This window comes from Vibrio sp. CDRSL-10 TSBA (assembly GCA_039696685.1).
Lineage (GTDB): Bacteria > Pseudomonadota > Gammaproteobacteria > Enterobacterales > Vibrionaceae > Vibrio.
The window spans coordinates 1693873-1717863 of record CP155566.1 but is presented as its reverse complement, the minus strand read 5'-3'; the positions used below and the strand labels follow the sequence as shown (position 1 = coordinate 1717863).

The 23991-nt window shown below is 47.3% G+C and carries 16 protein-coding genes and 8 pseudogenes; 8 read left to right on the top strand and 16 right to left on the bottom strand.

The window, feature by feature from the left end; genetic code table 11:
- The first annotated feature begins 46 nt into the window (after positions 1-46).
- Together ABDK09_15445 and cobB are read left to right on the top strand one after the other, a co-directional pair.
- Positions 47-1268, top strand: a pseudogene (locus ABDK09_15445) (ammonium transporter).
- A 254-nt stretch (positions 1269-1522) separates the two neighbouring features.
- Complete coding sequence (cobB, locus tag ABDK09_15440; GenBank protein XAW88514.1) at positions 1523-2260, top strand: Sir2 family NAD+-dependent deacetylase; 738 nt, start codon at positions 1523-1525, stop codon at positions 2258-2260.
- A 140-nt stretch (positions 2261-2400) separates the two neighbouring features.
- Here cobB and ABDK09_15435 read toward each other — a convergent pair whose 3' ends face one another.
- From ABDK09_15435 to potA, 5 genes and pseudogenes are all read right to left on the bottom strand, one after another.
- Positions 2401-3438: an extracellular solute-binding protein gene (locus ABDK09_15435; protein XAW88513.1), complete on the bottom strand. Its 1038-nt coding sequence runs from the start codon at positions 3436-3438 to the stop codon at positions 2401-2403.
- A 124-nt stretch (positions 3439-3562) separates the two neighbouring features.
- Positions 3563-4594 carry an extracellular solute-binding protein gene (locus ABDK09_15430; protein XAW88512.1) on the bottom strand — a complete coding sequence of 344 codons (1032 nt, stop codon included), beginning with the start codon at positions 4592-4594 and terminating at the stop codon, positions 3563-3565.
- 88 nt (positions 4595-4682) lie between these two features.
- Entirely contained in the window at positions 4683-5453 is a 771-nt protein-coding gene (gene potC / locus ABDK09_15425; GenBank protein ID XAW88511.1) for a spermidine/putrescine ABC transporter permease PotC, read from the bottom strand.
- Positions 5453-6311, bottom strand: a pseudogene (gene potB, locus ABDK09_15420) (spermidine/putrescine ABC transporter permease PotB). The gene potC and the pseudogene potB overlap by 1 nt, the downstream one beginning before the upstream one ends.
- Positions 6295-7410 carry a spermidine/putrescine ABC transporter ATP-binding protein PotA gene (gene potA / locus ABDK09_15415; GenBank protein XAW88510.1) on the bottom strand — a complete coding sequence of 372 codons (1116 nt, stop codon included), beginning with the start codon at positions 7408-7410 and terminating at the stop codon, positions 6295-6297. The pseudogene potB and the gene potA overlap by 17 nt, the downstream one beginning before the upstream one ends.
- Before the next feature lie 349 nt (positions 7411-7759).
- Between potA and ABDK09_15410 the strand changes: the two genes are divergently transcribed.
- From ABDK09_15410 to ABDK09_15400, 3 genes are read left to right on the top strand one after another with little or no spacing between them, the layout of a single operon-like run.
- Complete coding sequence (locus ABDK09_15410) at positions 7760-8563, top strand: hypothetical protein (protein XAW88509.1); 804 nt, start codon at positions 7760-7762, stop codon at positions 8561-8563.
- A complete protein-coding gene (locus ABDK09_15405) occupies positions 8556-9350 on the top strand; it encodes a glucosaminidase domain-containing protein (GenBank protein XAW88508.1) in 795 nt (264 codons plus the stop codon). Before ABDK09_15410 ends, ABDK09_15405 begins: the two co-directional genes overlap by 8 nt.
- Positions 9347-10012 (top strand): DUF2987 domain-containing protein, encoded by a 666-nt coding sequence (locus ABDK09_15400; protein XAW88507.1) that lies wholly within the window; start codon positions 9347-9349, stop codon positions 10010-10012. Before ABDK09_15405 ends, ABDK09_15400 begins: the two co-directional genes overlap by 4 nt.
- Positions 10013-10178: 166 nt before the next feature.
- On the opposite strand, the pseudogene ttcA reads toward ABDK09_15400, so the two are convergent.
- From ttcA to ccoN, 11 genes and pseudogenes are all read right to left on the bottom strand, one after another.
- Positions 10179-11112, bottom strand: a pseudogene (gene ttcA, locus ABDK09_15395) (tRNA 2-thiocytidine(32) synthetase TtcA).
- Between the two features lie 140 nt (positions 11113-11252).
- Positions 11253-12200 carry a universal stress protein UspE gene (uspE, locus tag ABDK09_15390; protein ID XAW88506.1) on the bottom strand — a complete coding sequence of 316 codons (948 nt, stop codon included), beginning with the start codon at positions 12198-12200 and terminating at the stop codon, positions 11253-11255.
- A 135-nt stretch (positions 12201-12335) separates the two neighbouring features.
- A pseudogene (locus ABDK09_15385) lies at positions 12336-13089 on the bottom strand (FNR family transcription factor).
- Between the two features lie 90 nt (positions 13090-13179).
- Complete coding sequence (locus ABDK09_15380; protein ID XAW88505.1) at positions 13180-13854, bottom strand: sulfite exporter TauE/SafE family protein; 675 nt, start codon at positions 13852-13854, stop codon at positions 13180-13182.
- Complete coding sequence (ccoS, locus tag ABDK09_15375; GenBank protein ID XAW88504.1) at positions 13851-14090, bottom strand: cbb3-type cytochrome oxidase assembly protein CcoS; 240 nt, start codon at positions 14088-14090, stop codon at positions 13851-13853. Before ccoS ends, ABDK09_15380 begins: the two co-directional genes overlap by 4 nt.
- Positions 14091-16463, bottom strand: coding sequence for a heavy metal translocating P-type ATPase metal-binding domain-containing protein (locus ABDK09_15370; protein ID XAW90697.1), 2373 nt, complete (start codon positions 16461-16463; stop codon positions 14091-14093).
- A gap of 4 nt (positions 16464-16467) precedes the next feature.
- Positions 16468-16948 (bottom strand): annotated as a pseudogene (locus ABDK09_15365) (FixH family protein).
- An 83-nt stretch (positions 16949-17031) separates the two neighbouring features.
- Positions 17032-18010, bottom strand: a pseudogene (ccoP, locus tag ABDK09_15360) (cytochrome-c oxidase, cbb3-type subunit III).
- Entirely contained in the window at positions 18010-18183 is a 174-nt protein-coding gene (locus ABDK09_15355) for a cbb3-type cytochrome oxidase subunit 3 (GenBank protein XAW90696.1), read from the bottom strand. Before ABDK09_15355 ends, ccoP begins: the two are co-directional and overlap by 1 nt.
- 9 nt (positions 18184-18192) lie before the next feature.
- Positions 18193-18813: a cytochrome-c oxidase, cbb3-type subunit II gene (gene ccoO / locus ABDK09_15350; protein XAW90695.1), complete on the bottom strand. Its 621-nt coding sequence runs from the start codon at positions 18811-18813 to the stop codon at positions 18193-18195.
- Between the two features lie 12 nt (positions 18814-18825).
- Positions 18826-20253 (bottom strand): cytochrome-c oxidase, cbb3-type subunit I, encoded by a 1428-nt coding sequence (gene ccoN, locus ABDK09_15345; GenBank protein ID XAW90694.1) that lies wholly within the window; start codon positions 20251-20253, stop codon positions 18826-18828.
- Positions 20254-20511: 258 nt separating this feature from the next.
- On the opposite strand from ccoN, the gene ABDK09_15340 reads away from it, so the two are divergent.
- The 3 genes and pseudogenes from ABDK09_15340 (at position 20512) to ABDK09_15330 (ending at position 23923) form a co-directional block, all read left to right on the top strand.
- Complete coding sequence (locus ABDK09_15340) at positions 20512-20868, top strand: hypothetical protein (protein ID XAW90693.1); 357 nt, start codon at positions 20512-20514, stop codon at positions 20866-20868.
- Positions 20869-20972: 104 nt separating this feature from the next.
- A pseudogene (locus ABDK09_15335) lies at positions 20973-22164 on the top strand (FIST N-terminal domain-containing protein).
- Between the two features lie 6 nt (positions 22165-22170).
- Positions 22171-23923: pseudogene (locus ABDK09_15330) on the top strand (ATP-binding protein).
- Positions 23924-23991: the final 68 nt, after the last annotated feature.

Genomic DNA, 23991 nt, shown 5'->3' with positions numbered 1-23991 from the left:
GCACTTGTTTTGTGCGCGTTTATTTTTGCTATGGAGTATTACGAGAATGAATGAAACAGTAAGTCAGGTACATGGTGCCGTACAAACCCTGACCCAAAGTTCAGATACCTTATTTTTACTGCTTGGCGCCATTATGGTGTTTTTGATGCATGCAGGTTTTGCATTTCTGGAAGTAGGGACCGTACGTAAAAAGAACCAGGTCAACGCACTGGTCAAGATTCTGGCCGATTTTGGTATATCGACCGTGGCCTACTTCTTCATCGGTTACTGGATCGCTTATGGCGCTAACTTCTTTGCTGACGCAGAAACACTGGCTCAGGGTAATGGCTACGAGCTGGTGAAGTTCTTCTTCCTGCTGACTTTTGCGGCGGCCATTCCGGCTATCGTATCTGGCGGTATTGCCGAAAGAGCTCGTTTTTATCCGATCTTGCTGGCAACCTTTTTCACCGTTGGTCTGGTTTACCCGTTTTTCGAAGGAATTATCTGGAATGGCAACTACGGTATCCAGGACTGGTTTGAAACCAGTATGGGTGCAGGCTTCCATGATTTTGCCGGCTCAGTTGTGGTCCACGGCGTTGGCGGCTGGATTGCATTGGTTGCGGTGATCTTCCTGGGAATGCGCAAAGGGCGTATCCGCGCGGGTAAACACACTAACTTTGCACCGTCGAATATTCCTTTCCTGGCATTGGGTGCCTGGATTTTGTGTGTTGGCTGGTTTGGCTTTAACGTGATGTCAGCACAAACACTCAATGGCATCAGTGGACTGGTTGCGATGAACTCGCTGATGGCGATGGTCGGCGGTATTCTGGCAGCTCTGATCGCAGGCAAAAACGACCCGGGCTTTATCCACAACGGTCCGTTAGCCGGTTTGGTTGCAGTGTGTGCCGGTTTCTGACCTGATGCATCCGCTGGGCGCTCTGATCACAGGCCTCGTTGCGGGTGTGCTGTTTGTATGGCTATTTACTTACGTTCAGAATAAAACCAAGATCGACGACGTACTTGGCGTGTGGCCGCTGCATGGTGTGTGCGGTGCCTGGGGTGGTATTGCTGCGGGTATTTTTGGCCAGAAAGCGCTGGGTGGCTTGGGCGGCGTGAGTCTTTCCGTTCAGGTGATGGGTACGCTGATGGGCATTGCGGTTGCGCTGATTGGTGCGTTTGTGGTGTACGGTACGCTGAATGCTGTGATGGGGTTACGTCTTTCTGAAGAAGATGAATTCAATGGCGCGGACCTAGCGATTCACAAGATCTCATCGGTTAACGAAGAGTAAACCGGAAAAGATTCAAGCGTCAGTGACACAATGCTGTCATCATTAGATCAGAGAGAGCAGGCGAGAGCCTGCTCTTTTTCGTTGTTGTCATTCTTAAACCACCGCCTTGGACGGTGGGGATTGTTTAAGGCGCGTTTGCAGTCACAGAACAGGCGAGGAGCGCTGTAAATTCCGACTATGGTCTAATCCGCAGCACTGGGGTTGTCGGTATATCGGTGCTAAGCTAGCAGAAAAGTAAAATAAAAGGATGTTGTATGAATTTTCCGTATCGCAACGTTGTCATTCTGACTGGCGCTGGTATCTCGGCAGAGTCGGGTATTCAAACTTTTCGTGCTCAGGATGGATTGTGGGAAGACCACCGCATCGAGGATGTCGCCACGCCCGAAGGCTTTGAGCGAAACCCGGATCTGGTTCAGGATTTCTATAACCAACGCCGCCGGAAGCTGCAATCCGCAACCATCGAGCCTAATGCGGCCCATATCGCCCTTGGCCGGCTGGAAAAAGAACTGGACGGTAAAGTCACCGTCATCACTCAGAATATCGACAACCTGCATGAACGGGGCGGCAGCGAACACGTGATCCACATGCACGGTGAGCTGCTCAAAGCGCGCTGCGCTGTGACCAATCAGGTGATCGAGCAGAAAGACGATCTGGTCAGTGGCGATTTATGTCACTGCTGCCAAATCCCGTCTCAGTTACGTCCTCATATTGTCTGGTTTGGGGAGATGCCGCTGCGTATGGGTGAAATCTATGAGGCGTTAGAACAAGCCGATTTGTTTATTTCGATTGGCACATCGGGCGTCGTCTATCCTGCGGCCGGTTTCGTACATGATGCGAAAATGCACGGTGCACATACGATTGAAATTAACCTGGAACCGAGTGCAGTTGAAACGGAATTTGCTGAGAAACGTTACGGTAAAGCCAGTGTGGAAGTACCACGGTTGGTGGATGAACTGCTTGCCATGCAGGCACCCGATTGCAAGCACGCATGATAAAATCATTGGGTGACCGATATAAAAAAGCGGCTCAATCGAGCCGCTTTTGCTTGTCATCCCTAAACCACCGCCTTGGGCGGTGGTGATTGTTTGATAATCACTGGATTGTCTGACGTGGTCAGACACATCGCAAAGGATTAGTTATTTACTTTCAGCTTCTGGAAGTACTCTTCGTACAGCGCAGCCGCTTCACCAACTTCGTCCTGCCATTCACCACTTTCCATTACCGATTGTGGCGGGAAGATGTTCGGGTCGTTAGCAAACTCTTTTGGCAGCAGCGGGTAAGCCGCTTTTACCGGCGTCGGATAACCAATTTCCATTGCAATTTTCGCTGCATTATCCGGGCGAAGCAGGAAGTCGATCATCTTATGAGCGGCCTCAACGTTTTTAGCACCGGATGGGATAGCCAGGCTGTCCATCCAGAAAATCGCACCTTTTTCCGGCCAGATAATTTCAATCGGTGCGCCTTCTTCGCGAGCCATGTACGCAGAACCATTCCACAGCATACCCAGCGATACTTCGCCAGCCAGATAAGGGTTAGCCGGGAAATCTGAGTTGAATACCAATACATTCGGCATCAGCTTCTGCAATTCGTGGAACGCCGCTTCAATCTCTTTTGGATTGGTGGTGTTCGGTGAATAGCCTAACTTACTCAATGCGATGTGGAACACTTCACGCGAATCGTCCATCATCATCAACTGGCCTTCCCACTTGCTATCCCAAAGATCGCCCCAGTTTTTAACAGAAGATTTATCGAGCATATCTGTGTTGATACCGATACCGGTCGCGCCCCAGATATAAGGAATAGAGTAGTGGTTATCCGGATCGAAAGATTTGTTCAGATAGTTAGGATCCAGGTCTGCAAAATGACTCAGTTTAGAGTGATCGATCTCCTGCAGCATCCCTTCTTTACGCATCTTTGAAACAAAATAGGTCGAAGGTACTACCAGGTCGTAACCCTCGCCCTGAGTTTTCAACTTGGCGTACATGCTTTCGTTGGACTCGTAGGTCGAGTAGATTACTTTAATACCGGTTTCCTTAGTGAAGTCTTCGAGGACTTCATTAGGAATATATTCAGACCAGTTGTAGAAATACAGTTCTTGGTCTTCAGCCATCACGTTACTTGTGAATAGAGTCGCAGCACACAAAGCGCCAGCATACAGTTTACTTTTCATGAGATTTCCATGTTTGCTGTAAGAGCCTAGCCAGGCAAGAGCATGTTTATGCATAAGCGCCGATTATAACAGCTCAAAAAAAAATAGGCAGCTTAAGCTGCCTATTTCATTCATTTTATTGGGATTATTGACCCGCTTTAAGCTTCATGAAGTAATCTTCGTAACGTACAGTTTTGTCGCCAACAGCCGCTTGCCATTCAACACGGTCCAGATCTTCCTGAGAAGGGAACAGTGGTGCGATGTCTTTAAACTTGTCGTTTGATGCTTTCACACCGGTCAGGTAACCTGTGTCGCGAGAAATCTGTTCTGCGATTTCCGGGCGTAGCAGGAAGTCGATCATCTTATGCGCTGCGTCGACGTTTTTCGCGCCTGATGCGATAGCAAAGTTATCTACCCAACCAATACCGCCTTCTTTAGGGAATACCAGCTTAAGAGGCAGACCTTCTTTTTGCGCCGCTGCTGCAGAGCCGTTCCACAGCATACCCAGACCTACTTCACCAGACAGGTAAGGTGCAGCCGGGTTATCTGAGTTGAATACCAAAACGTTTGGCATCAGCTTCTGCAGCTCAGCGTACGCTTCATCAATCTGCTTGTCGTCAGTGGTGTTACCAGAGTAACCCAGTTTACGCAGCGCGATGTGGAACACCTCACGGGTGTCATCCATCAGCATCAGCTGACCAGCCAGTTCAGGCTTCCACAGGTCGCCCCAACTTTGGAAGTCATTCGGATCGTACATGTCCGTGTTGACAGCAAGGCCGGTGATTGCCACTACGTGCGGAATCGAGTAATCGTTGTTTGGATCATAAGGTTTATTCAGATAGTTTGGATCCAGGTTACCCAGATTCGACAGTTTGGATTTGTCGATTTTCTGCAGCATGCCTTCGTCACGCATTTTAGATACGAAATAGGTTGATGGAACAACCAGGTCGTAACCTTCATTGTGTGTTTTCAGCTTGGCGTACAAAGTTTCATTTGACTCATAAGTTGAGTAGATCACTTTGATGCCGGTTTCTTTAGTAAATTGTTCCAGAATACCGCTGTTGATGTACGGCCCCCAGTTCATAAATACCAGTTCATTGTCTTCTGCCGCGACATTTGTTGAGATCAGCGACAGCGCACACATACTACCTGCCAAAAGAGTAGTCCATTTTTTCATTGACGTTAGCTCCAAACCAGACGTTGCCCAATTAAGGCGTTAGATGAAGATGAAGCAGGAGGTAAGTGCTCTTCCTGCTTCGGTGCTTTTACTTGACTTTTTCCCGGGTCAGAACCTGAGAAAGAATCACCAACGCAAGAGAGACAATCAGCATGACCGTAGCAAGTGCGTTGACTTCTGGTGAGATACCGACTTTGACCATTGAGTAGATCTTAAGTGGCAGGATCTCATAAGTTGGGCCGGTGACAAATGAACTGATAATCACGTCATCCAGTGACAGCGTGAAGCTCAGCAGCCAGCCAGCCGCAACTGCAGGTTTGGCCAAAGGCAGGATAATCTTTTTCAGAATTACCCATTCGCTGGCGCCCAGATCCTTGGCCGCTTCCAGCATTTTGACATCAAACCCGTTGAGGCGACTGTAAACAGTCACCACAACAAACGGTAAACAGAACGTAATGTGTGCAATCAGCAGGGTAAAGAAACCCAGATTCGCACCCAGTACCAGAAACAGCGCTAACAGCGCAATTGCCATCACGATATCCGGAGACATCATAACGACAAACAACATGCCGTTGACCAGCCCTTTACCCTTGAACTGGTAACGGAACAGAGCAACTGCCGTCAAGCTGCCAATCAGGGTTGCTGCGGTGGCAGAAAACACGGCCACATTCAGCGAGTGCCAGGCGGCTTGCATCAAACTGTCGTTAGCTACTAATGCATGGTACCACTTGGTCGTAAAGCCACCCCATTTAATACCGAATTTATTGTCATTAAAAGAGTTAGCAATCAATACGATAATTGGCAAGTACAGGAATAAGTACACCAAACTCATAAAGCTAAATCTAACTGTCTTACCCATTAGTCTAGCTCCACTTTCTTATTCAACAATTTACCGGCACGGTAGTAAGCGTACAGCATGACCGCCATGGCGAGTGTCAGGGCGATACTGGTCGCCGCACCAAATGGCCAGTCACGGGCATTGAGCACCTGGCTCTTAATCACGTTACCAATCAGCAGGTTCTTCGCACCACCCAGCAGGTCGGCGATGTAGAACATACCCAGCGCAGGCAGCAGAAACCAGCAGACAACCACCGATGATGCCAGGCATGGTTAGCGGCAGAATGACCTTGGTCAGGGTCTGCAGTTTGTTCGCACCCAGATCTCGCGCCGCTTCAATGTATGTGCCGTCAAGTTTCTCGATGGCGGAGTAGAGCGGCAAAATCATAAACGGCAGCAAAATGTACACCAGACCAATCATTACTGCGGTCTCTGTATACATAAGACGTAACGGAGCGTCGATCAAACCAATGCCAATCAGCGCCTTGTTTAAAATGCCCTGGGTTCCTAGCACAATTTTAAGACCATAAGTACGAATTAACGAGTTGGTCCAGAATGGCACGATGACCAGAAACAGCATAATAGGGCGCCAGTTCGGCGGCATCTTCGCGACAATGTACGCAAACGGGTAACCGATGATCAGACAAAGAATCGTTGCCACAATCGCCATGTAAAACGAATGCAGCATCACTTTGCCGTACAGCGGATCCAGTAAGCGGGCATAGTTATCTAACGTGAAAGTCATATCGATCAGATTGGCTTCATCACGAGTCAGAAAACTGGTACCGATAATCATCAGGTTAGGGATAAGTACAAACAGCACTAACCAACCGACGATTAAGGTGATAATCGCGTTCTGAAGATTAAATTTTTTGCTCATCATTGAGTACCACCTCCCAGCTTTCAACCCAAGTGATCGCGACTTTCTGACCGATGGAGTGGTCCACGTCCGGATCGTCTTCGTTAAAGAATTCGCTTACCAGCACTCGCATGCCGGATTCGAGTTCGACCATGGATTCCAGCGTCATACCTTTGTAGGTACGATCGGTGATATGACCAACAATGCCGGTTGACTCCGATTCTTTGATTTCTTCGATACGCAAATCTTCCGGACGCAGCAGAACCTGCAGCTTAGTACCGTTATTGACCGGTTGATCGAAATAAACCACAGAGTCGACGCCTTCAATCTCAACGCGTACACGTTTGTCATCCAGGCGTTCCTGCATCACAGTGTTAAACACGTTAATTTCGCCGATAAAGCGAGCGACAAACAGGTTCTTCGGTTCTTCATAAATTTCACGTGGCGAACCATCTTGCTCGATGACACCATCACGCATCACGATAATACGATCAGACATCGACAGGGCTTCTTCCTGGTCGTGGGTGACGAAAATGAAGGTGATGCCCAACTGACGTTGCAGTTGCTTCAGCTCAGTTTGCATCTGTTTACGAAGTTTATAATCAAGTGCCGACAGTGATTCATCAAGCAGCAGAACTTTAGGCTTGTTAACCACAGCACGGGCAATTGCGATACGTTGCTGCTGACCACCAGAAAGCTGATGAGGTTTACGCTGCGCCATTTCTGCCAGACGAACCATCTTCAGCGCTTCCATCACGCGTGGTTCAATATCTGCAGACGGCACTTTTTGCATGCGCAGGCCAAAGGCGACGTTTTCAAATACCGTCATATGCGGGAACAGGGCGTAACTCTGGAACACGGTGTTTACGTGTCTTTGCTCCGCAGGAACCGACGTGACATCTTGATTATCCAGTAGAATTTGCCCAGCATCTGCTGTTTCAAAACCTGCGATTATCCGAAGTACGGTTGTTTTACCACATCCTGACGGCCCCAGAATTGTCAGGAATTCACCGTGATTCACATCAAGATTGAACTCGCTGATGATCTCTTTGCCATCAAAACTCTTGCTTATACCAGATAGACGGATAACTGGTTTATCTACTGAATGTCGTTCGTTCAACGTCTGTTTTTCTCCCTATTAAAACCAAGGATTGCTCATTGAGAAATGCTATATATGCATACACTCATAATCGCCGAATCATAATCATCAAAACTACGAAATCAAAGTGTTTTCTTATTCTGAAACAGAAAAAATTTTGCACCTAAAAGTAAAGATTAATTACCATAGGCTTTGCGTTAACTTTGAATGCTTTCAAACGGTTAATTATCAACCATAATAAACAGAAAGCAACACACATTTGTTACTCAGAGTTTAGACTCTGTAGCATTTCAGTATAATGACCGAAAAATGTATCTGACTTGCTGATTTATGTTGAATCGTGTTTTAGCAAGCCACTCTAGGGCCAATTATGAACAATGATATCGAAAGAGATTTCAATTTAGGGGGAACGGTTGAGCAAGCTCTGTCGGGCCAGTATCAACTGAAAATCGGTGATGTGCTCAAGGAAGCCTGGAGCCACACCATCAAGCATTTTCTTTCGTTTTCACCTGCGATTGTCATGCTGATTGTGGCTCAACTTGCCATATTTTTCATCGCACTGAAGCTGCAAATTGGTGATCTTTCGATTATTACCGATGTTTTCACCGGGCAAGCCGAGTTCCCGGATGGACTGGGGCAGGCTATTTTTATCGCCAATTTCAGTTACGAAGTCGTCAGCGCGCCGATTTATGCGGGTGTGTCACTGATGGCAATGAGTCATGCCGCTGGTTTGGCGACGAAAACACGTCATATCAGTAAAGGGCTGCAGTTTACTGTACCTGTTATTATCGCCACGCTGTGCGGACTGTTGCTGCAGGGCATTGCCAGTGCGCTGTTTCCTCTCTTGTCTATGTATATTTCTCTTGCTTTCAGTAACTCAGTGCTGCTGATTTGTGAGAAGCATGTATCTCCGCTGCAATCGCTGTGGTTATCACTGCGTGCGGTAAACAAAAAGCTGTTACAACTGGCGGTGATCTACGCGCTGATGATGGTGATGTTTATCGCTGCCGTGTTGTTCTACGGCATTGGCCTTGTGTTTGTGTTACCATTTTTCTTCCATGTTAAAGGTATTATTTACCGAAACATGTTTGGGATCCGTTTAAAGATTGTGGCCTCTAACCACAGCGACGATGACAATAGCCAGAACCAGAATCCACAGGTGTTTGATGCGTAAGATTCTTGCTTTATCGACCGTTGTTCTCATCGCCAGTTGCAGTGTTTATTACGTCAAGCAACATGAGAGCGAGACCGTCGAAATGTCGGTAAATCCGGGACAGGCCGTCAGTGATGCGCCGGATTTTAGTGCAATCAGTGATGTGACAGAAAAAAAACAGTCGTTTTTCTCTTATCTTAAACCGGGCATCGAACTGGAAAATGCCCGGATAGTGAAAGAACGTAAAATTCTGAAGCGTATCCAGACCCACTTCGATCAGAATAATGTCACCACCAAAGACAAGCAGGATGCGAAGCACTTGGCGTCACTGTATAAAGTGGACATGAATGACAACAAAGTCACGGCAAAGTGGCTGAGTGTCATGCAACGCCGGGTGGATGTGTTGCCACCTGCGTTGGTGCTGACCCAGGCTGCTAATGAATCTGCTTGGGGGACGTCACGCTTTGCAGTGGAAGGTAACAACTATTTTGGTCAGTGGTGTTACTCTAAAGGCTGCGGATTAGTGCCTTTGGCTCGTCAGGAAGGCATGACCCACGAAGTTGCTAAGTTCAGATCGGTGCAGGAATCGATTCACCGCTACTTTATGAACGTAAACCGCAACGCAGCATATTATGAGCTGCGTAAAATTCGTCAGCAGTTGCGTCAGCAAGAGCAGGATTTGCTCAGCACAGATACCGCTGAGGCTTTAACCCAAGGCTTGCTGAAGTACTCTGAACGCGGAGCGGATTATGTGACCGATTTGCAGACCATGATTCGCCACAATGAGACTTACTGGCAAAGCGAATGATCAAAAAATCCATATCTATTGTTCTTCTGGCCGGGATCTGCAGCAGTATCCCGGGTACGAGCTGGGCTCAGGAATATATGTTCACTTACTCCAAGCTCTTTTCACAAATGAAAAATAACGTCGAAGATGATCACAAAGATGTCAAAGTGGGATTTTTCTTCGTCAATGCGGATGACAAAACACTGTGTCACATCGACAAGGCGTGGATGGAGAAAGAAGCGCATTATGAAGAGCTTCAGCCTTCGGCGATTAATGAGCTGATTGTTCCATTGGATAACAACTTACGTCAGGCGAATCCTTTGGTGTTTGTTGACACTCCCAATGACCAACGTTGTGATTTTTCTATGGTTGTCATGACCAAACAGCCGCTCCAGGGTCGTGTCAGTTACAGTGAAATCGAGTCTTTACTTCCGCAAATGCAGAGCATGTTGAAAGACTTAGGTGGCATGTTCGCCAGTTGGTTTACACCGAAGGTCAGCGGATTAACGCTCGAGTTTGCCAATCACCTAAACGGTGAAATCCAACTTAGTGATGGCAGTGTGGTACCGATAGTTAACGGTAAAGCGCAGGTCGGGCTTGAGCAGATTGGTGAAGAAGGGTGGATGGAATTACCGCAAATCACACAGCGGGTATTACCGTACTTACCTAAAGCTAAAAAGTGAAATCAAAAAGTGATTACTGTTGAGTTCAGCCTGAATGATTACTGGGCAAGTAAGCTCAACTTTGCTTATCATCAGGTTGATTTATAAGATTTTTCGTCAAAAAAGGCTGCATTCGCAGCCTTTTTCCATTCATCCGTATACTAAATCAGATGTTCTGTTTTCGGAATCAGATATTTGTGACATCCAGCTTCAGGCTTGGATCGAATTCCATCACTAAATCTTCATCTTCAACCTGTTGTACCGGCATGTCTTCTTTATCAAAGCCGATATCTCCGCCATTGATAACGCCCGATTCACTGTTGATCGATTTGAAGTCAAACAGCTCGAAGTCCGCAAGGTGGCTAGGTACCACGTTTTGCATTGCGCGGAACATGGTTTCAATACGACCCGGGAACTGTTTATCCCAGCCGTTTAGCATTTGCTTAATGTTCTGACGCTGCATGTTTGGCTGAGAGCCGCACAGGTTACATGGAATAATAGGGTAGCCACGCAGTTCAGAATATTTAATGATGTCTTTTTCACGGCAATAGGCCAGTGGACGAATCACAACGTGCTCGCCGTTATCAGAAACCAGTTTTGGTGGCATGCCTTTCATCTTGCCACCGTAGAACATGTTCAGGAACAGGGTTTCAAGGATATCATCGCGGTGGTGACCCAAAGCGATTTTGGTTGCACCCAGCTCTTTTGCAGTGCGGTACAGAATACCACGACGCAGACGTGAACACAGGGCGCAAGTCGTTTTCCCTTCAGGTACTTTGTCTTGAACAATCGAGTAGGTGTCTTCTTCAACAATCTTGTACTCAACACCCAGTTTCCTGCAGATATTCCGGCAGAATATGCTCAGGGAAGCCTGGTTGTTTCTGGTCGAGGTTAACAGCAATCAGCTCGAAAGAGACCGGCGCACTTTTTTGTAAGCTCATCAGAATATCCAGCATGGTAAAGCTGTCTTTACCTCCGGATAAACACACCATGATGCGGTCACCATCTTCAATCATGTTGAAGTCAGCAATCGCCTGACCTGTATTGCGACGAATGCGCTTTTGCAATTTGTTGAAATTGTATTGTTGAGCTTTGGTCAACTCTTGGGTTTGCTCTGTCATCAGCTTGCGGTCTTAATCTTCAAAACAAAATGAAGTGCGTATGATACGGATAAATTTGTCAGATGCCAGTGCTATCGGAGCCTGAAAGCAAAAATCCTCAGGGAGACCTGAGGATTTGGGATTATGCAGCGGGATGTAGATTAACTAGCGTGGGTAGGATCCAGCGGACTGATATAACCTCGCGGTTTCAAGGCCAGAACGTCACAGTTAATTTTGTCGATCACTTGCTCCGCCGTATTGCCGATAAAGACCGCCGATAAACCGGTACGGCCGGTCGTACCCAGAATCACCATCGCGGCCTGCAGATCTTCTGCCGCCTTAGGAATCACATCTTCCGGTAATCCTTGTTCGACAATTGTGTGCGCTTCATCAATACCATGTTTCTGGCGCAGAGCTTTCATCGACGTGAGATGATGACCGCGTACCGCATCGGTATATGTCGTCGGGTCAAACTCCGGCAGTTCAATGGTGATGTTTGCCGGCGTAAGCGGATACGCATTCACCAGATAAGGCGTGGCGCCAAGCCGTGAGGTCAGGTTTAGCAACTGATCAACCATGATATCGTTCAAATCAAGATGCGCTTCGACTTCTGAGCCGACATGCACCGATGCAATGATATTGGCGTCCTGAGGCCATTCAGCATTTTTCACCAACAGCACCGGGGTCGGGCACTTACGCAGCAGATGCCAGTCGGTAGGCGTGAAGATAACCGATTCCAGCGCATCGTGTTTACGGGTACCTTTGATCAGAATATCGTGTTCGCCGGCAAAAATCTCACCAATAATGGCTTCGTAAGGGCGGTTATGCCACACCACTTTGACTTCAAAGATCACCGAATCATTAACATAAGGTTGAGCGACTTTGTGCATCCACTGTTCGCGCTGATGAATCACACCTCTGCGCATTGCATCCCGTTCATCTATAGAAAGCATTGACGTCATGTCATAGGAAAAATCATAGATAGACAGGAAGAAGGTAACACGGCTTTGCGACTTACTTTTTGCGGCGAGCTGCATAGCGCGGGCAAGAGCAGGCTGTTCATCGTGATTGATGTCAGCGACAACTAAGATCTTGTTATAGATACTCATAACAAAACTCCTTATAGAGTGAGGAGACTTCTTAGATTTACTTTAGCGCAGTTGAAGAGAGAGGTTGAAGAAATTTAGACAGGAAAGTTGGAGAAGTATGATGTAGCTCATTAAAGAGCTACATCATTGATTTTATTACTTGGAATCTGATGATACGCCAGCTAGTTCTTTCAGGGCGTCATGATTGAGAATGGTGATGTATTTACCTTTCACACTCAGGATTTCTGATTTCTGGAAGCGACCCAGCAGGCGACTGATCGTTTCGACCGTCAGACCAAGGTAGTTACCAATATCACCACGTGTCATCGTCAGACGAAACTCACGCGGGCTGAAGCCACGTTGCGAAAAACGAGTCGACAGGTTGTACAGGAAGGCTGCCAGACGCTCTTCAGCGTTTTTCTTCGATAGCAGCAGGATCATCTCCTGGTCACCTTTGATTTCATTACTCATCAGACGCATGATTTGCTGACGCAGTTTCGGCATTTTGCCTGACAGGTCATCAAGAATCTCGTAAGGGATCTCACAAACCATGGATGTTTCCAGTGCCTGAGCGAAGCTAGGGTGAGAATCTTCAGTAATCGCGTCAAAACCGACCAAATCACCAGCCAGGTGGAATGCAGTGATCTGCTCATCACCTTGCTCTGTAATGGTGTAGCTTTTGATGGTGCCTGAACGAATCGCGTACAAAGAACGCAAATCGTCACCGGCTTTAAACAGTTTCCTGACCTTTTTGAATTGGCTTCTTACGCTCGATGATCTGGTCAAGCTGATCCAACTCTGCTTCATTCAGAGTAAATGGGATGCAAAGCTGGCTAATACTGCAGTCTTGACAGTGAATGGCACAACCACCGGATTGAACGCGTTTCGCAGCATGCTTTTCAGAAATCATAACAACCTTCACTATTTGATATACATCAATATTTTAGCATCCCTGAATCGCAAAGGATAGATAAAATAAACGTATAGCTAAATCAATCACCTAAATTAAGGTAATCAGCATATTTATGGCACCGTAGCCGGTATATAAACCATAAGTGATAATAAATACTGCCGCTATATGACGAAATATTTTAGATTGTTGCAACTGTTTTATTTTTGTTGCACCAAAACCAACCAATAACATCGCGGGCAAAGTACCTAATCCAAAGGCCCCCATGATTAATGCGCCTTGCAAAAATCCACCCGAAACCGCGGCCCAGGTCAAAATGGAATAGACTAAACCACACGGCAGCCACCCCCAGATAAAACCGAAGGGTAGAGCGTACCAGCTTTTTTTGAGTGGTAACAGGGCTGTGCCGGCCGGAGAAATGTGTTTCCATACCGATTGTCCAAACCGTTCCAGTTTCAGAATTCCAAACCACCAACGCCCGACATACAGACCAAGACCGACCATAAGCAGTGCCGCAAGCAGGCGAAGCCATATCAGAATATGATTCAGGGCTGCCAGGCTGGATAAGGATGCGACGAGACCGCCGATGATGGCACCAAACAGCATATAACTCAGGATTCGGCCGGCATTATACAGCAGTAAAGGAGAGGTCTGTCTGCCAGACTGATTGAGCGTCAGCAGGGAGGCAATCCCGCCACACATCCCCATACAGTGACCGGCACCGAGCAAACCAATCACAAATGCACCGACAAAGTCCGGCGTCATTTTTGATCCTCATCTTGTGCCTGTTTTACGCCGTCAGATTTCGATTTCTGGTGAGAAAGTGGTGAAGAGGTATTAATTGTAGAAGAATGTGTTTCTTGCTCGTCTTCAAATAGAATATTGTGTCCTTGGCGTTCTAAATCTTCAAATTGTTCACTTTTCACCGCCCAAAGAAATATTGCCACTGCCACACAAACCAACACAATGGCGATAGGAATTAATATATACAAACTTTCCATTTACTTACCTGATTCTTTTAATAAGCGCAGCGAATTGGATACTACTATAATCGAACTGGCAGACATACCCACAACCGCGATATAAGGTGCGACCAGCCCCGCAACCGCTAAAGGCAGAATTAACAGATTGTAACCTAAAGACCAGGCCAGGTTTTCGCGAATGATACGCCGGGTCTGTATGGCCAGTTTGCGCGCTTCAAGTAATTTATCCAGTTTATCACCCAATAACACCATGTCCGCTGATGCTTTGGCGACATCAGTCCCTCCGCCCATCGCAACAGAAATGTGTGCGCCGGCCAGAGTCGGCGCATCGTTGATGCCGTCTCCGACCATCATGGTAATATCATGCTGGTTTATCTGATTAAGACGGGCCAGTTTATCTTCAGGTTTCGCCCCGGATATCACCTGATCAATCCCCAATTGATCCGCAACAAGTGCTGCATTGGCTTGAGAATCACCGGTTAACAGGGTGATTTTGATGCCTGCCTGATGGAGTTGCTCGATAAACGGTCCGGCTTCTTTACGAATCGGATCCTGGTAATAGAAGGTAGCGGCATGTTCATCGTTAATCGTCAGATAAACCGCATTCACTTCCTGATCATCGTCAGTACCGAGGACAAAACGGGCGTTACCAATCGCGACTGGCTTGCCATCAAACAGACCTTGCAGACCGGAGCCAATCACGTTACCAACATCAGAGACAATAATGTCCTCATAAAGGTAAGGATGGAATGCTTTGGCCAGCGGATGATTAGCATGTTGCTCAAGCGCAGCCGCAATCGCCAGGCACTGCTGTTGGGACCAGTTCGAATACACGCGGGTATCGCGCAGTTCAATTTTCCCCTGAGTCAGGGTACCGGTTTTATCGACCACCAGATGATTGACCTTACACAGGGTTTCGAACACATGGCTTTTACGCAGCAAAAGACCAAAGCCACTCATGCGGGAAGTCGCGCAGGTCAGCGCTGTAGGCGTCGCCAGAGACAGGGCACACGGACAGGTCGCCACCAGAACCGATAACATGATCCAGAACGCATCCTCGGGATGAGTCTGATGCCAGAAAAACCAGGTTGCCGCTGCAATCAATAAAATAATCGCAACAAAGTAGCGCGCGACGATGTCCGCGATCTCCGCGATTCTGGGTTTCGATGACTGCGCGGCGTCCTGCAGGCGCACAATATTGGAGATCACGGAGTCATTTTTTGTCGCGGTAACTTCCAGTTCAAAGGCTTCTTCACCATTGAGCGTACCGGCAAATACCGCATCACCGGTTTGCTTCACCACTGGAAGTGACTCTCCGGTCAACATGGACTCATCAACATGGATACGGCTGGTGAGGATTTTTCCGTCAGCCGGGATATGTTCGCCGGGTAAAACCCGAATTTGGTCACCCGGTTGCAGCGTTTTTACCGGAACCTGTTCACCATCAAGCCGGTTTGCGATGGCCGGTACCAGTTTCAGCAGATTGCCGCTCGCGGCCGCCGCTTTGCGTCGCGCGCGCATCTCCAGAAAGCGGCCAACCAACAGAAAGAAGGTAAACATGGAGATGGATTCGAAGAAGACTTCTCCTTGCCGGGTGATGGTCGCGATGAGACTGGCCACATAAGCAAATATCAATGCGATAGAGACGGGAACATCCATGCCCAGAGTACGACCGCGAAGGCTGCGCCAGGCATTGAGATAAAATGGTAAGGCGGAGTAAAGCAATACCGGGGTGGCAAAAATCAGACTAACCCAACGAAAGTAGTTTTTAAATTCCGGGTCGAGATCGCCAAACGCTTCAAGATAAAGCGCAACCGCCAGCATCATAACCTGCATGGTTGCGAGACCGGCGATACCAAGACGATAAAGATACTGTTTCATCGTGGCATGATAAAACGCTTCCTGCTGATCGGCCTCAAACGGTGCAGCTTTATAACCCAGCTGATGAATCCGGTTCAGAATATGGCTGAGCTTAGTTTTTGAGTCATCCCAGCACAGCAGAGCCCGATTGGTGGTGGTATTAACCCGTATCGTCGTCACTCCGGCTTCACTGTTAAGCTGCTTTTCGATCAACCAGGCACAGGCAGCACAAGAGACACAATCAAGTGACAATGTCACTTCTTTGTGGTCGCCTTCATCACGTACGAACTCTGCCTGAACATCGCTGTTGTCGTAATGGATCAGTGCCTGCAATTGCTCCGGTACCAAATCCACTTTTTCGGCGGGCGCGGTGCGGAATTGGTAATACGAAACCAGGCCGCTGGCAACAATCGTTTCGGCCACGGTCTGACATCCTGGGCAACACATGTCACGTTGCTCACCAAGAATCTCGACTTTAAAGTCCGTGCCCGCCGGGACATCTTCACCGCAGTGATAACACGAATGACTCATAGCATTAATTCATTAACTGGGTAGGCGATGCGGATGGGAAACGTCACTCGTCCCTGGACCAGCCACTCGCTGTTATGCGGTGTTAATTCAATAAACCACGGCCCCTGCAGTTCACTGTCACGTTTAATGCGATAGCGACCCTTCGCATCAGAAGTCAGCAGCATTGAAAAATCGCGGTCTGGCAGGGTTCGGTGGGCAAACATCGCTTGCAGTGCCGGAAAATGTTCCAACTGACCTTTATTCAGCTCGATGACAATATCGTTACCATCGGAGTATACCGACGCATTAAGACCCAGTTGTCTGGCAACCTGAATCTTGCTGAGATCGACATTAATGCCTTTGCCTTTTTTATAGTAGTCCTCAGTGACCAGGGATACGGAGTTATTGGAAAAAATGATAACAGTAATGACAGTCCAGATAACAACCGTAAGAGGAAGGATAATCAGAAACCACGGCCAGAATTGTTTATACCAAGGCTTTACCATAAAAAAGTTCTCTACAACGTAAGGGAAACGAATAACTTAAGAGAAAGACAGCCCCTTGAAAAGGGGCTGTTATGTGTTGTTACTTATTGGTCGGAATTACTCAGGCTCCAGACATAAGCCGCAACTAATTGCACCTTATCTTCGCCTAAGATATCCAGCCATGCTGGCATAACACCAGAACGACCATTCATGACCGTTTCGGTCACTGCTGCGCGCGAGTCTCCAAATAACCAGTCCTGGTCAGTCAGATCCGGAGCGCCGACAGCCGGGTTGCCTTTACCATCTGTACCATGGCAGGCCGCACAGACCACGAAGCGCGCTTTACCGGCTTCAGCTTCACGAGCATTCACAGAACGACCAGAAAGGCTCAGCGCATAGCTCACCACTTCCTGCACGCCTTGCTCGCCCAGTGCATCTTTCCATGCTGGCATCTGACCGATACGACCATGACGAATCGTCGTCACGATCGCAGCAGGTTCACCGCCATACAACCAGGCATTGTCTGTCAGGTTAGGGAAGCCGGTTTGTCCGCGTGCATCAGAACCATGACACTGAGAACAGTTTTGCAGGAACAGACGTTGGCCAACCTTGAGCGCATCGGGATCAGCGGCAATCTCAGGGATCGGACGTAAATCGGAGCCGCCTTCCTGATAAGCCAGACGTTTAAATGCTTCGCCAAAGTATGCATCGGCATCGTCGAGCTCTTTTGCGTACTGCACCAGAGTTTTGCTTTCCTGGGCCGCCGCAATCGACGCTTTAGACTCTTCAAGCGAGCGAAACGCGCTGATCTGAACTCTGCCAGCCCAAAACACCTTTGAAGCTACCTAAACCCGGATAAAGCGTCAGGTAAATTGCCGCAAATATGAATGTGCTGATAAACAGATAGGTCCACCATTTTGGTAGTGGGTTGTTGATTTCGCGAATACCATCGTACTCGTGCCCCATATCAACGCCTTCTTCCACTCCCATTTTGTCTTTAAGACACCAAAAGAGCAGGAAAGCGCAGCCAAACAGGGTTCCGAGTGTGATGACAGTAATCCAAAGACTCCAGAATGTAGTCATTACTTAGTCACTCCTTGTTTTTTTGCAGGGGGCTGCTGTTCGTCAGCAAAAATCAAATTGGCTGCTTCATCAAAGCGAGCCTTACGGTTTTTTCCGTAAGCCCACCAAACAACGCCGATAAAGCAGACAAATAGCACTATGGTCCAAATACTGTGAATAGTACCGATATCCATAATTACCCCTTATTTCATTGCGTGACCAATAGACTGAAGATAAGCGATGATGGCATCCATCTCGGTTTTACCTTCGACATCTTTTGCCGCATTCGCGATTTGTTCATCTGTGTATGGCACACCAAACTGATTACGGAATACTTCCATTTTCTTCTGGGTGTACTGTCCGTCCAACTCATTCTTGGCCAGCCAAGGGAAACCCGGCATGTTAGATTCCGGTACCAGTTCACGTGGATCCATCAGGTGCACGCGGTGCCACTCGTCTGAGTAACGGCCGCCGACACGCGCTAAATCCGGACCAGTACGTTTAGAGCCCCACAAGAAAGGATGTTCCCATACACTTTCACCCGCCACCGAGTAGTGACCATAACGTTCTGTTTCAGAGCGGAAAGGACGAATCATCTGGCTGTGGCAGACGTTACAGCCTTCGCGAATATAGATATCGCGACCTTCCAGTTGCAGCGCCGTGTATGGTTTCAGGTTTTCAACCGGTTCTGTGGTTTGCTTCTGGAAAATCAACGGAGTGATCTCAACCAAGGCGCCCCAGCTGATGGCAAATACAATGAAGATAGCCAGCAGACCAACATTACGCTCAATAATTTCATGGCGATTATTAGAATTAGAACTCATTCTTCAATCTCCTTAAGCCGGTTGCTGGATAGCTTTTAAGCTATGCTTGGGTGCAGAAATCGTCTTATACGCGTTGTACGCCATCAGGAACATGCCTGACAGGAAGATAAATCCACCAATAAAACGTACGGTATAGAACGGGTAAGAAGCCTGGACCGATTCAACAAAGCTGTAAGTCAGGGTGCCGTCTGAGTTCACAGCACGCCACATCAGACCTTGCATCACACCAGAGATCCACATCGCGACGATGTACAGCACGGTACCGATCGTTGCCAGCCAGAAGTGGGCATTGACCAGACTCATTGAGTACATGCGTTCCTGGCCGAACAGGCGAGGGATAAGGTGATAAACCGAACCGATCGAAACCATCGCAACCCAGCCCAGAGCGCCGGAGTGAACGTGACCAATCGTCCAGTCGGTGTAGTGAGACAGCGCGTTGACCGTCTTGATTGACATCATCGGGCCTTCGAAGGTCGACATGCCGTAGAAAGACAACGATACGATCAGGAATCGCAGAATAGGGTCATAACGTAACTTATGCCATGCTCCGGACAGCGTCATGATACCGTTGATCATGCCACCCCATGAAGGTGCGAACAGAACCAGCGACATCACCATACCCAGCGACTGAGTCCAGTCAGGGAGTGCTGTGTAGTGAAGGTGGTGAGGACCTGCCCAGATATAAAGTGAGATCAGAGCCCAGAAGTGAACGATTGACAAACGGTAAGAGTAAACAGGACGCTCAGCTTGTTTCGGAACGAAGTAATACATCATTCCAAGAAAACCCGCTGTAAGAAGGAAACCTACCGCATTGTGGCCGTACCACCACTGAACCATTGCATCTACAGCACCAGAATAAATCGAGTACGATTTACCTATGGAAACCGGGATAGCCATACTATTGACGATATGCAGAACGGCAACAGTAATAATAAACGCACCAAAGAACCAGTTTGCTACGTAAATATGAGACGTCTTACGCTTGACCAGTGTGCCAAAGAACACAACGGCGTAAGAAACCCATACCAGAGCAATCGCGATATCGATAGGCCATTCAAGTTCCGCATATTCTTTACCTGAGGTATAACCCAAAGGCAGAGTAATTGCGGCAGAAACAATGATTGCTTGCCATCCCCAAAACGTAAACGGGACAAGCGCGCCACCAAAAAGACGAGTTTGACAGGTGCGCTGAACAACATAATAAGATGTTGCGAACAGTGCACTGGTACCAAACGCGAAAATAACCGCATTAGTATGCAGAGGACGTAAGCGACTGTACGTCAACCACGGCGTATCAAAGTTTAGCTGTGGCCATACTAATTGAGCGGCGATCAAAACACCCACACCCATGCCGACAATGCCCCAAAGAATGGTAACCAGGGTAAACTGACGGACGACTGTATAGTTGTAGTTTTGCTCAAGCTGCTGTTCTTGGCTCATTTTGCATGCTTCCAATGTCTAATTAACTACACTTTACTTCCAACACGACATATGTCGTAATGCGCCCCAAGTTAACAATAAAAATCAAAGCATTTTCATGACTTTAATCACTATTGTTGGCTTTAAAAAAGGTGCATTTTCAAGCAATAACTATACTGCAATTAACAATTCAATGACAGAGAAGTAACCTTACTATCCGTCTGGATTTGGCCTTTTATTTCAAAACTTTGAAGTTTGTTGCACGAGGAACTCACGAATATGGCAGCTGAAAAGCTTACTAAACTCAGACTGACTCAAATCGTTATCACATTAGCTATTTTGACCGTGGCTTTTTTTTGGCGAACGATCACATTTCAGGATGTATCTACCCAAAAATGCGTTGCGGCGCCACAATGTTCGCTTTTTGTTGACGGAAGACAAATAACTGTTACAAAAAGTGAAACTGAGCAGGGCGTGTATATTATTCAATCAATTCCGTCCAACTGGAATGTGACATCGGATCAAAAAATCACCCGTCAGGGCGAAAATATTGAGTTAAAAATTAATGGCAACAATTCCAACACAACAGGTGTAATTAATATTAATGATTCTGTAACGCTAGAAATCAGCGATTAATTAGTTATAGGATAGAAAAGATATTTCTTTCCTTTAGGGTATTTAATTTAATATTATCGCAAGTTGATGTATAAAGATTAAATAACCCTATAACGTGTTCGTTCATGCGATTAAAAACAGCATTTACTCATATTTCTAACCCTGCCGTAGCAGTTCAGTACCTGAAAGAGGCATTATTCAGCCCTGAACTTTCAAGTTTAGTCTGTTATTATACTGACGAATATCCGGCTGACATCCTGACGGCAGAGTGTGGCAAAGCATTTGCTGATGTTCCTCTTGTTGGTTGCTCATCTTGTAAGGGAGTGATGACAGAGCACGGTTTCCATGCTGGACCGGTGATCGCTTTGATGGCCATTTACGACGGTCCCAACAGCGCATACGGAAGTGCGCTATTGTCGCTGGACAATGCGTTAACCGATTACAAAACAGCCACGGCAGAGGCCATTAATCAGGCGCTGAAGTCGGCAGATCGGATAGGTGAAATACCCAGTTTGGTTATTTTACATGCCACTCCCGGCAACGAAGAAACGTTGCATACAGGCAATTGATGAAACCTTTGGCACACCCGTTCCAATCATCGGTGGCAGCCCGGCAGACAGTTATATTCAGCAGCAGTGGTCAGCGATAACAGAACGCGGCACCGTAAAAAATGGCCTGTCGCTTCAACTGATGTTTCCTTCTAAACCCAATACCACCGGATTCAGTGCCGGCTATTCACCGACGGAATTTACCGGTACCGTCACTCGCGCTTCCGGACGCTATATTCACGAAATAGACGGAGAACCAGCGAAACAGATTTATAAAGAATGGGTCAGTGATCATTCAAGCGTGCAAATATCCGAGCACTACCTGTTTAAACATGTCACACGTTTTCCCCTTGGACGAATAGCGGGTTACGTACATAATCGCCCGTACTATAAATTATCCCATCCGGTACGTATGACGCCGGATGGTGCAATGGAGATGTTCGCGACCATCTCACAGGGAGAGCAGGTGACACTGATGACCGGTTCCAGAGAACAGTTAATTCAGCGCGCATCACGTGTCGTTGATCAGGCGAACACACAAAACTACCAATCGTCTCAATTACTGGGTTCAATTATTATTTACTGTGCTGGCTCTATGTTGCGGTTAGGAGACGACATTGTAGGTGTACAGGAAAAGATCAAAGCTCAGATGAACGGACAACCCTTCATCTGTCCGTTTACTTACGGAGAACAAGGTCGCTTTACCGGTGGCGAAACCGCTCATGGTAATCTGATGATTTCATCCGTCATTTTTTACGAGTCCGAGTAATCGAACATGGAACAAGAGATCATCGAACAGTTTAACGAAGCATTACTGGAACTGGAACGAAGTAAAGAACGAGAACAACGCTTAGCGGAAGAAAACCGGGTTATTCTCGCGGCACTGTCAGCGTTCAGTCATGCCGACAACAAGTATCAGATATTCGAGGAATTGAAAAAGGTACTCAGTCGTTATATAGAGTTCGATGATTTCATTGTGATTTCGAAACCAAAACATCGTCAGGTATACGTGACGTTTCTTGCGTCTAATCTTGCCTTCCAGGGCAAAGAATGGCTCAACGGCAACAAGTTCCAGCGCGTCCTTGATGGTGAAAGCATCATTTTGTTTGAGCCGGGCAAACTTGATGAATTCCAAAATCTGAATGCCTTCCTTAAGGACCAGATTCAGTCGGCACTGATCGCCGGTATCCGGGCACAAACCAGTGACTCTGTTTTGCTGCTGCTGGGGAATAGGAAAGGGCAGTTCAGCCTTGAAACTCGCTCTACTTTACTGCGTTTCCGGCCGCTTCTCGAACGCGCCATCAATGATATTGAGCATAAAGAAGAGCTGCAAAAGCTGGTTGATTTAAGAACTCAAGAAACTGCAAATAGCTCAACAACAAGCGGAACAAGCTAACCAGTCCAAATCCAAATTCCTGGCGATGATGAGCCATGAACTGCGAACACCACTTAACGCTGTGTTAGGCCTTATCGACATTTTACGCGAAAATTCGGAGACCTACCAATTGGAAATGCTAGAGCAGATGGAAAACTCGGCTGAGCTTTTGCTGGTGATCATTAACGATATTCTCGATTTCAGCCGCATTGAGTCGGGTCATTTCTCGTTACACTGTCACTGGATTAACCTACGTAAGAAACTGCACCAAGCTCTGGAACATCACCATCAGGTCGCGACCGCAAAAGGCATTGAGTTCAACCTTCAGGCAACCATCCACGATGGCTACGAATACTGGGTTGATGAAGTACGTTTAACACAAATATTGTTTAACGTTGTGGGTAACGCGATCAAGTTTACCCAACACGGCAGTGTCGATGTACGTTTGGTAACGACTCGGGATGGGCTCGAGATAAATATTGAGGATACCGGTATCGGCATCGACAGTCAGCGTATTGATAATCTGTTCTCGCCATTTATTCAGGCCGACGATTCTATTACACGTAACTTCGGTGGTACCGGGCTCGGATTAGCGATTACCAAACATCTGGTTGAGTTGATGCAAGGTAAAATCCAAGTCGAGAGCGAGCTTGGCAAAGGTTCTAAGTTTTCTATCATCCTGCCATTAAAATCACGCTCAAGTGACCACGTTGCAGCAGTACCAGCGTCAGACAGCGAACCCTCAAATAAATCTGTCATAGCAAACGTCGGACGACATATCTTGGTCGTGGAAGATACCAAAACCAACCAGATGGTCATCAAACTGTTGCTAAATCGCATGGGTTACAACGTCACGATTGCGGAGAATGGCCAGCAAGCGATAGACATCGTCGCGAAGAAACCGGCGTTTGATCTTATCTTCATGGATATTTCTATGCCAGTGATGGATGGAATTGAGGCGACACGGATGTTACGTGCTAAACAGATATCAGCACCAATCATCGCTTTAACCGCACATTCGATGCATAGTGACCACGAAGTTTGTCTTGGTGCCGGCATGAACGACATCATTCTCAAGCCAATTCGCAGCAAAGAACTACAGCGAATAACAGATCGTTATCTGCAGTCATGTAAAGTCATCAACCCAGCTTAACTCAAACTTATTCTGATTTAGCTGCCGGGTTGGTCATAACAAGCATTGTCAGCAGTCGATGATTAACG

Coding starts and splice junctions, on each gene's coding strand:
- ABDK09_15405 (XAW88508.1), top strand. CDS start 8,556: ATGCGTAAGATTCTTGCTTTATCGACCGTTGTTCTCATCGCCAGTTGC.
- ccoN (XAW90694.1), bottom strand. CDS start 20,253: ATGAGCCAAGAACAGCAGCTTGAGCAAAACTACAACTATACAGTCGTC.
- ABDK09_15340 (XAW90693.1), top strand. CDS start 20,512: ATGGCAGCTGAAAAGCTTACTAAACTCAGACTGACTCAAATCGTTATC.
- ABDK09_15370 (XAW90697.1), bottom strand. CDS start 16,463: ATGAGTCATTCGTGTTATCACTGCGGTGAAGATGTCCCGGCGGGCACG.
- ccoO (XAW90695.1), bottom strand. CDS start 18,813: ATGAGTTCTAATTCTAATAATCGCCATGAAATTATTGAGCGTAATGTT.
- ABDK09_15435 (XAW88513.1), bottom strand. CDS start 3,438: ATGAAAAGTAAACTGTATGCTGGCGCTTTGTGTGCTGCGACTCTATTC.
- ABDK09_15380 (XAW88505.1), bottom strand. CDS start 13,854: ATGACGCCGGACTTTGTCGGTGCATTTGTGATTGGTTTGCTCGGTGCC.
- uspE (XAW88506.1), bottom strand. CDS start 12,200: ATGAGTATCTATAACAAGATCTTAGTTGTCGCTGACATCAATCACGAT.
- cobB (XAW88514.1), top strand. CDS start 1,523: ATGAATTTTCCGTATCGCAACGTTGTCATTCTGACTGGCGCTGGTATC.
- ABDK09_15430 (XAW88512.1), bottom strand. CDS start 4,594: ATGAAAAAATGGACTACTCTTTTGGCAGGTAGTATGTGTGCGCTGTCG.
- ABDK09_15410 (XAW88509.1), top strand. CDS start 7,760: ATGAACAATGATATCGAAAGAGATTTCAATTTAGGGGGAACGGTTGAG.
- ABDK09_15400 (XAW88507.1), top strand. CDS start 9,347: ATGATCAAAAAATCCATATCTATTGTTCTTCTGGCCGGGATCTGCAGC.
- ccoS (XAW88504.1), bottom strand. CDS start 14,090: ATGGAAAGTTTGTATATATTAATTCCTATCGCCATTGTGTTGGTTTGT.
- potC (XAW88511.1), bottom strand. CDS start 5,453: ATGGGTAAGACAGTTAGATTTAGCTTTATGAGTTTGGTGTACTTATTC.
- ABDK09_15355 (XAW90696.1), bottom strand. CDS start 18,183: ATGGATATCGGTACTATTCACAGTATTTGGACCATAGTGCTATTTGTC.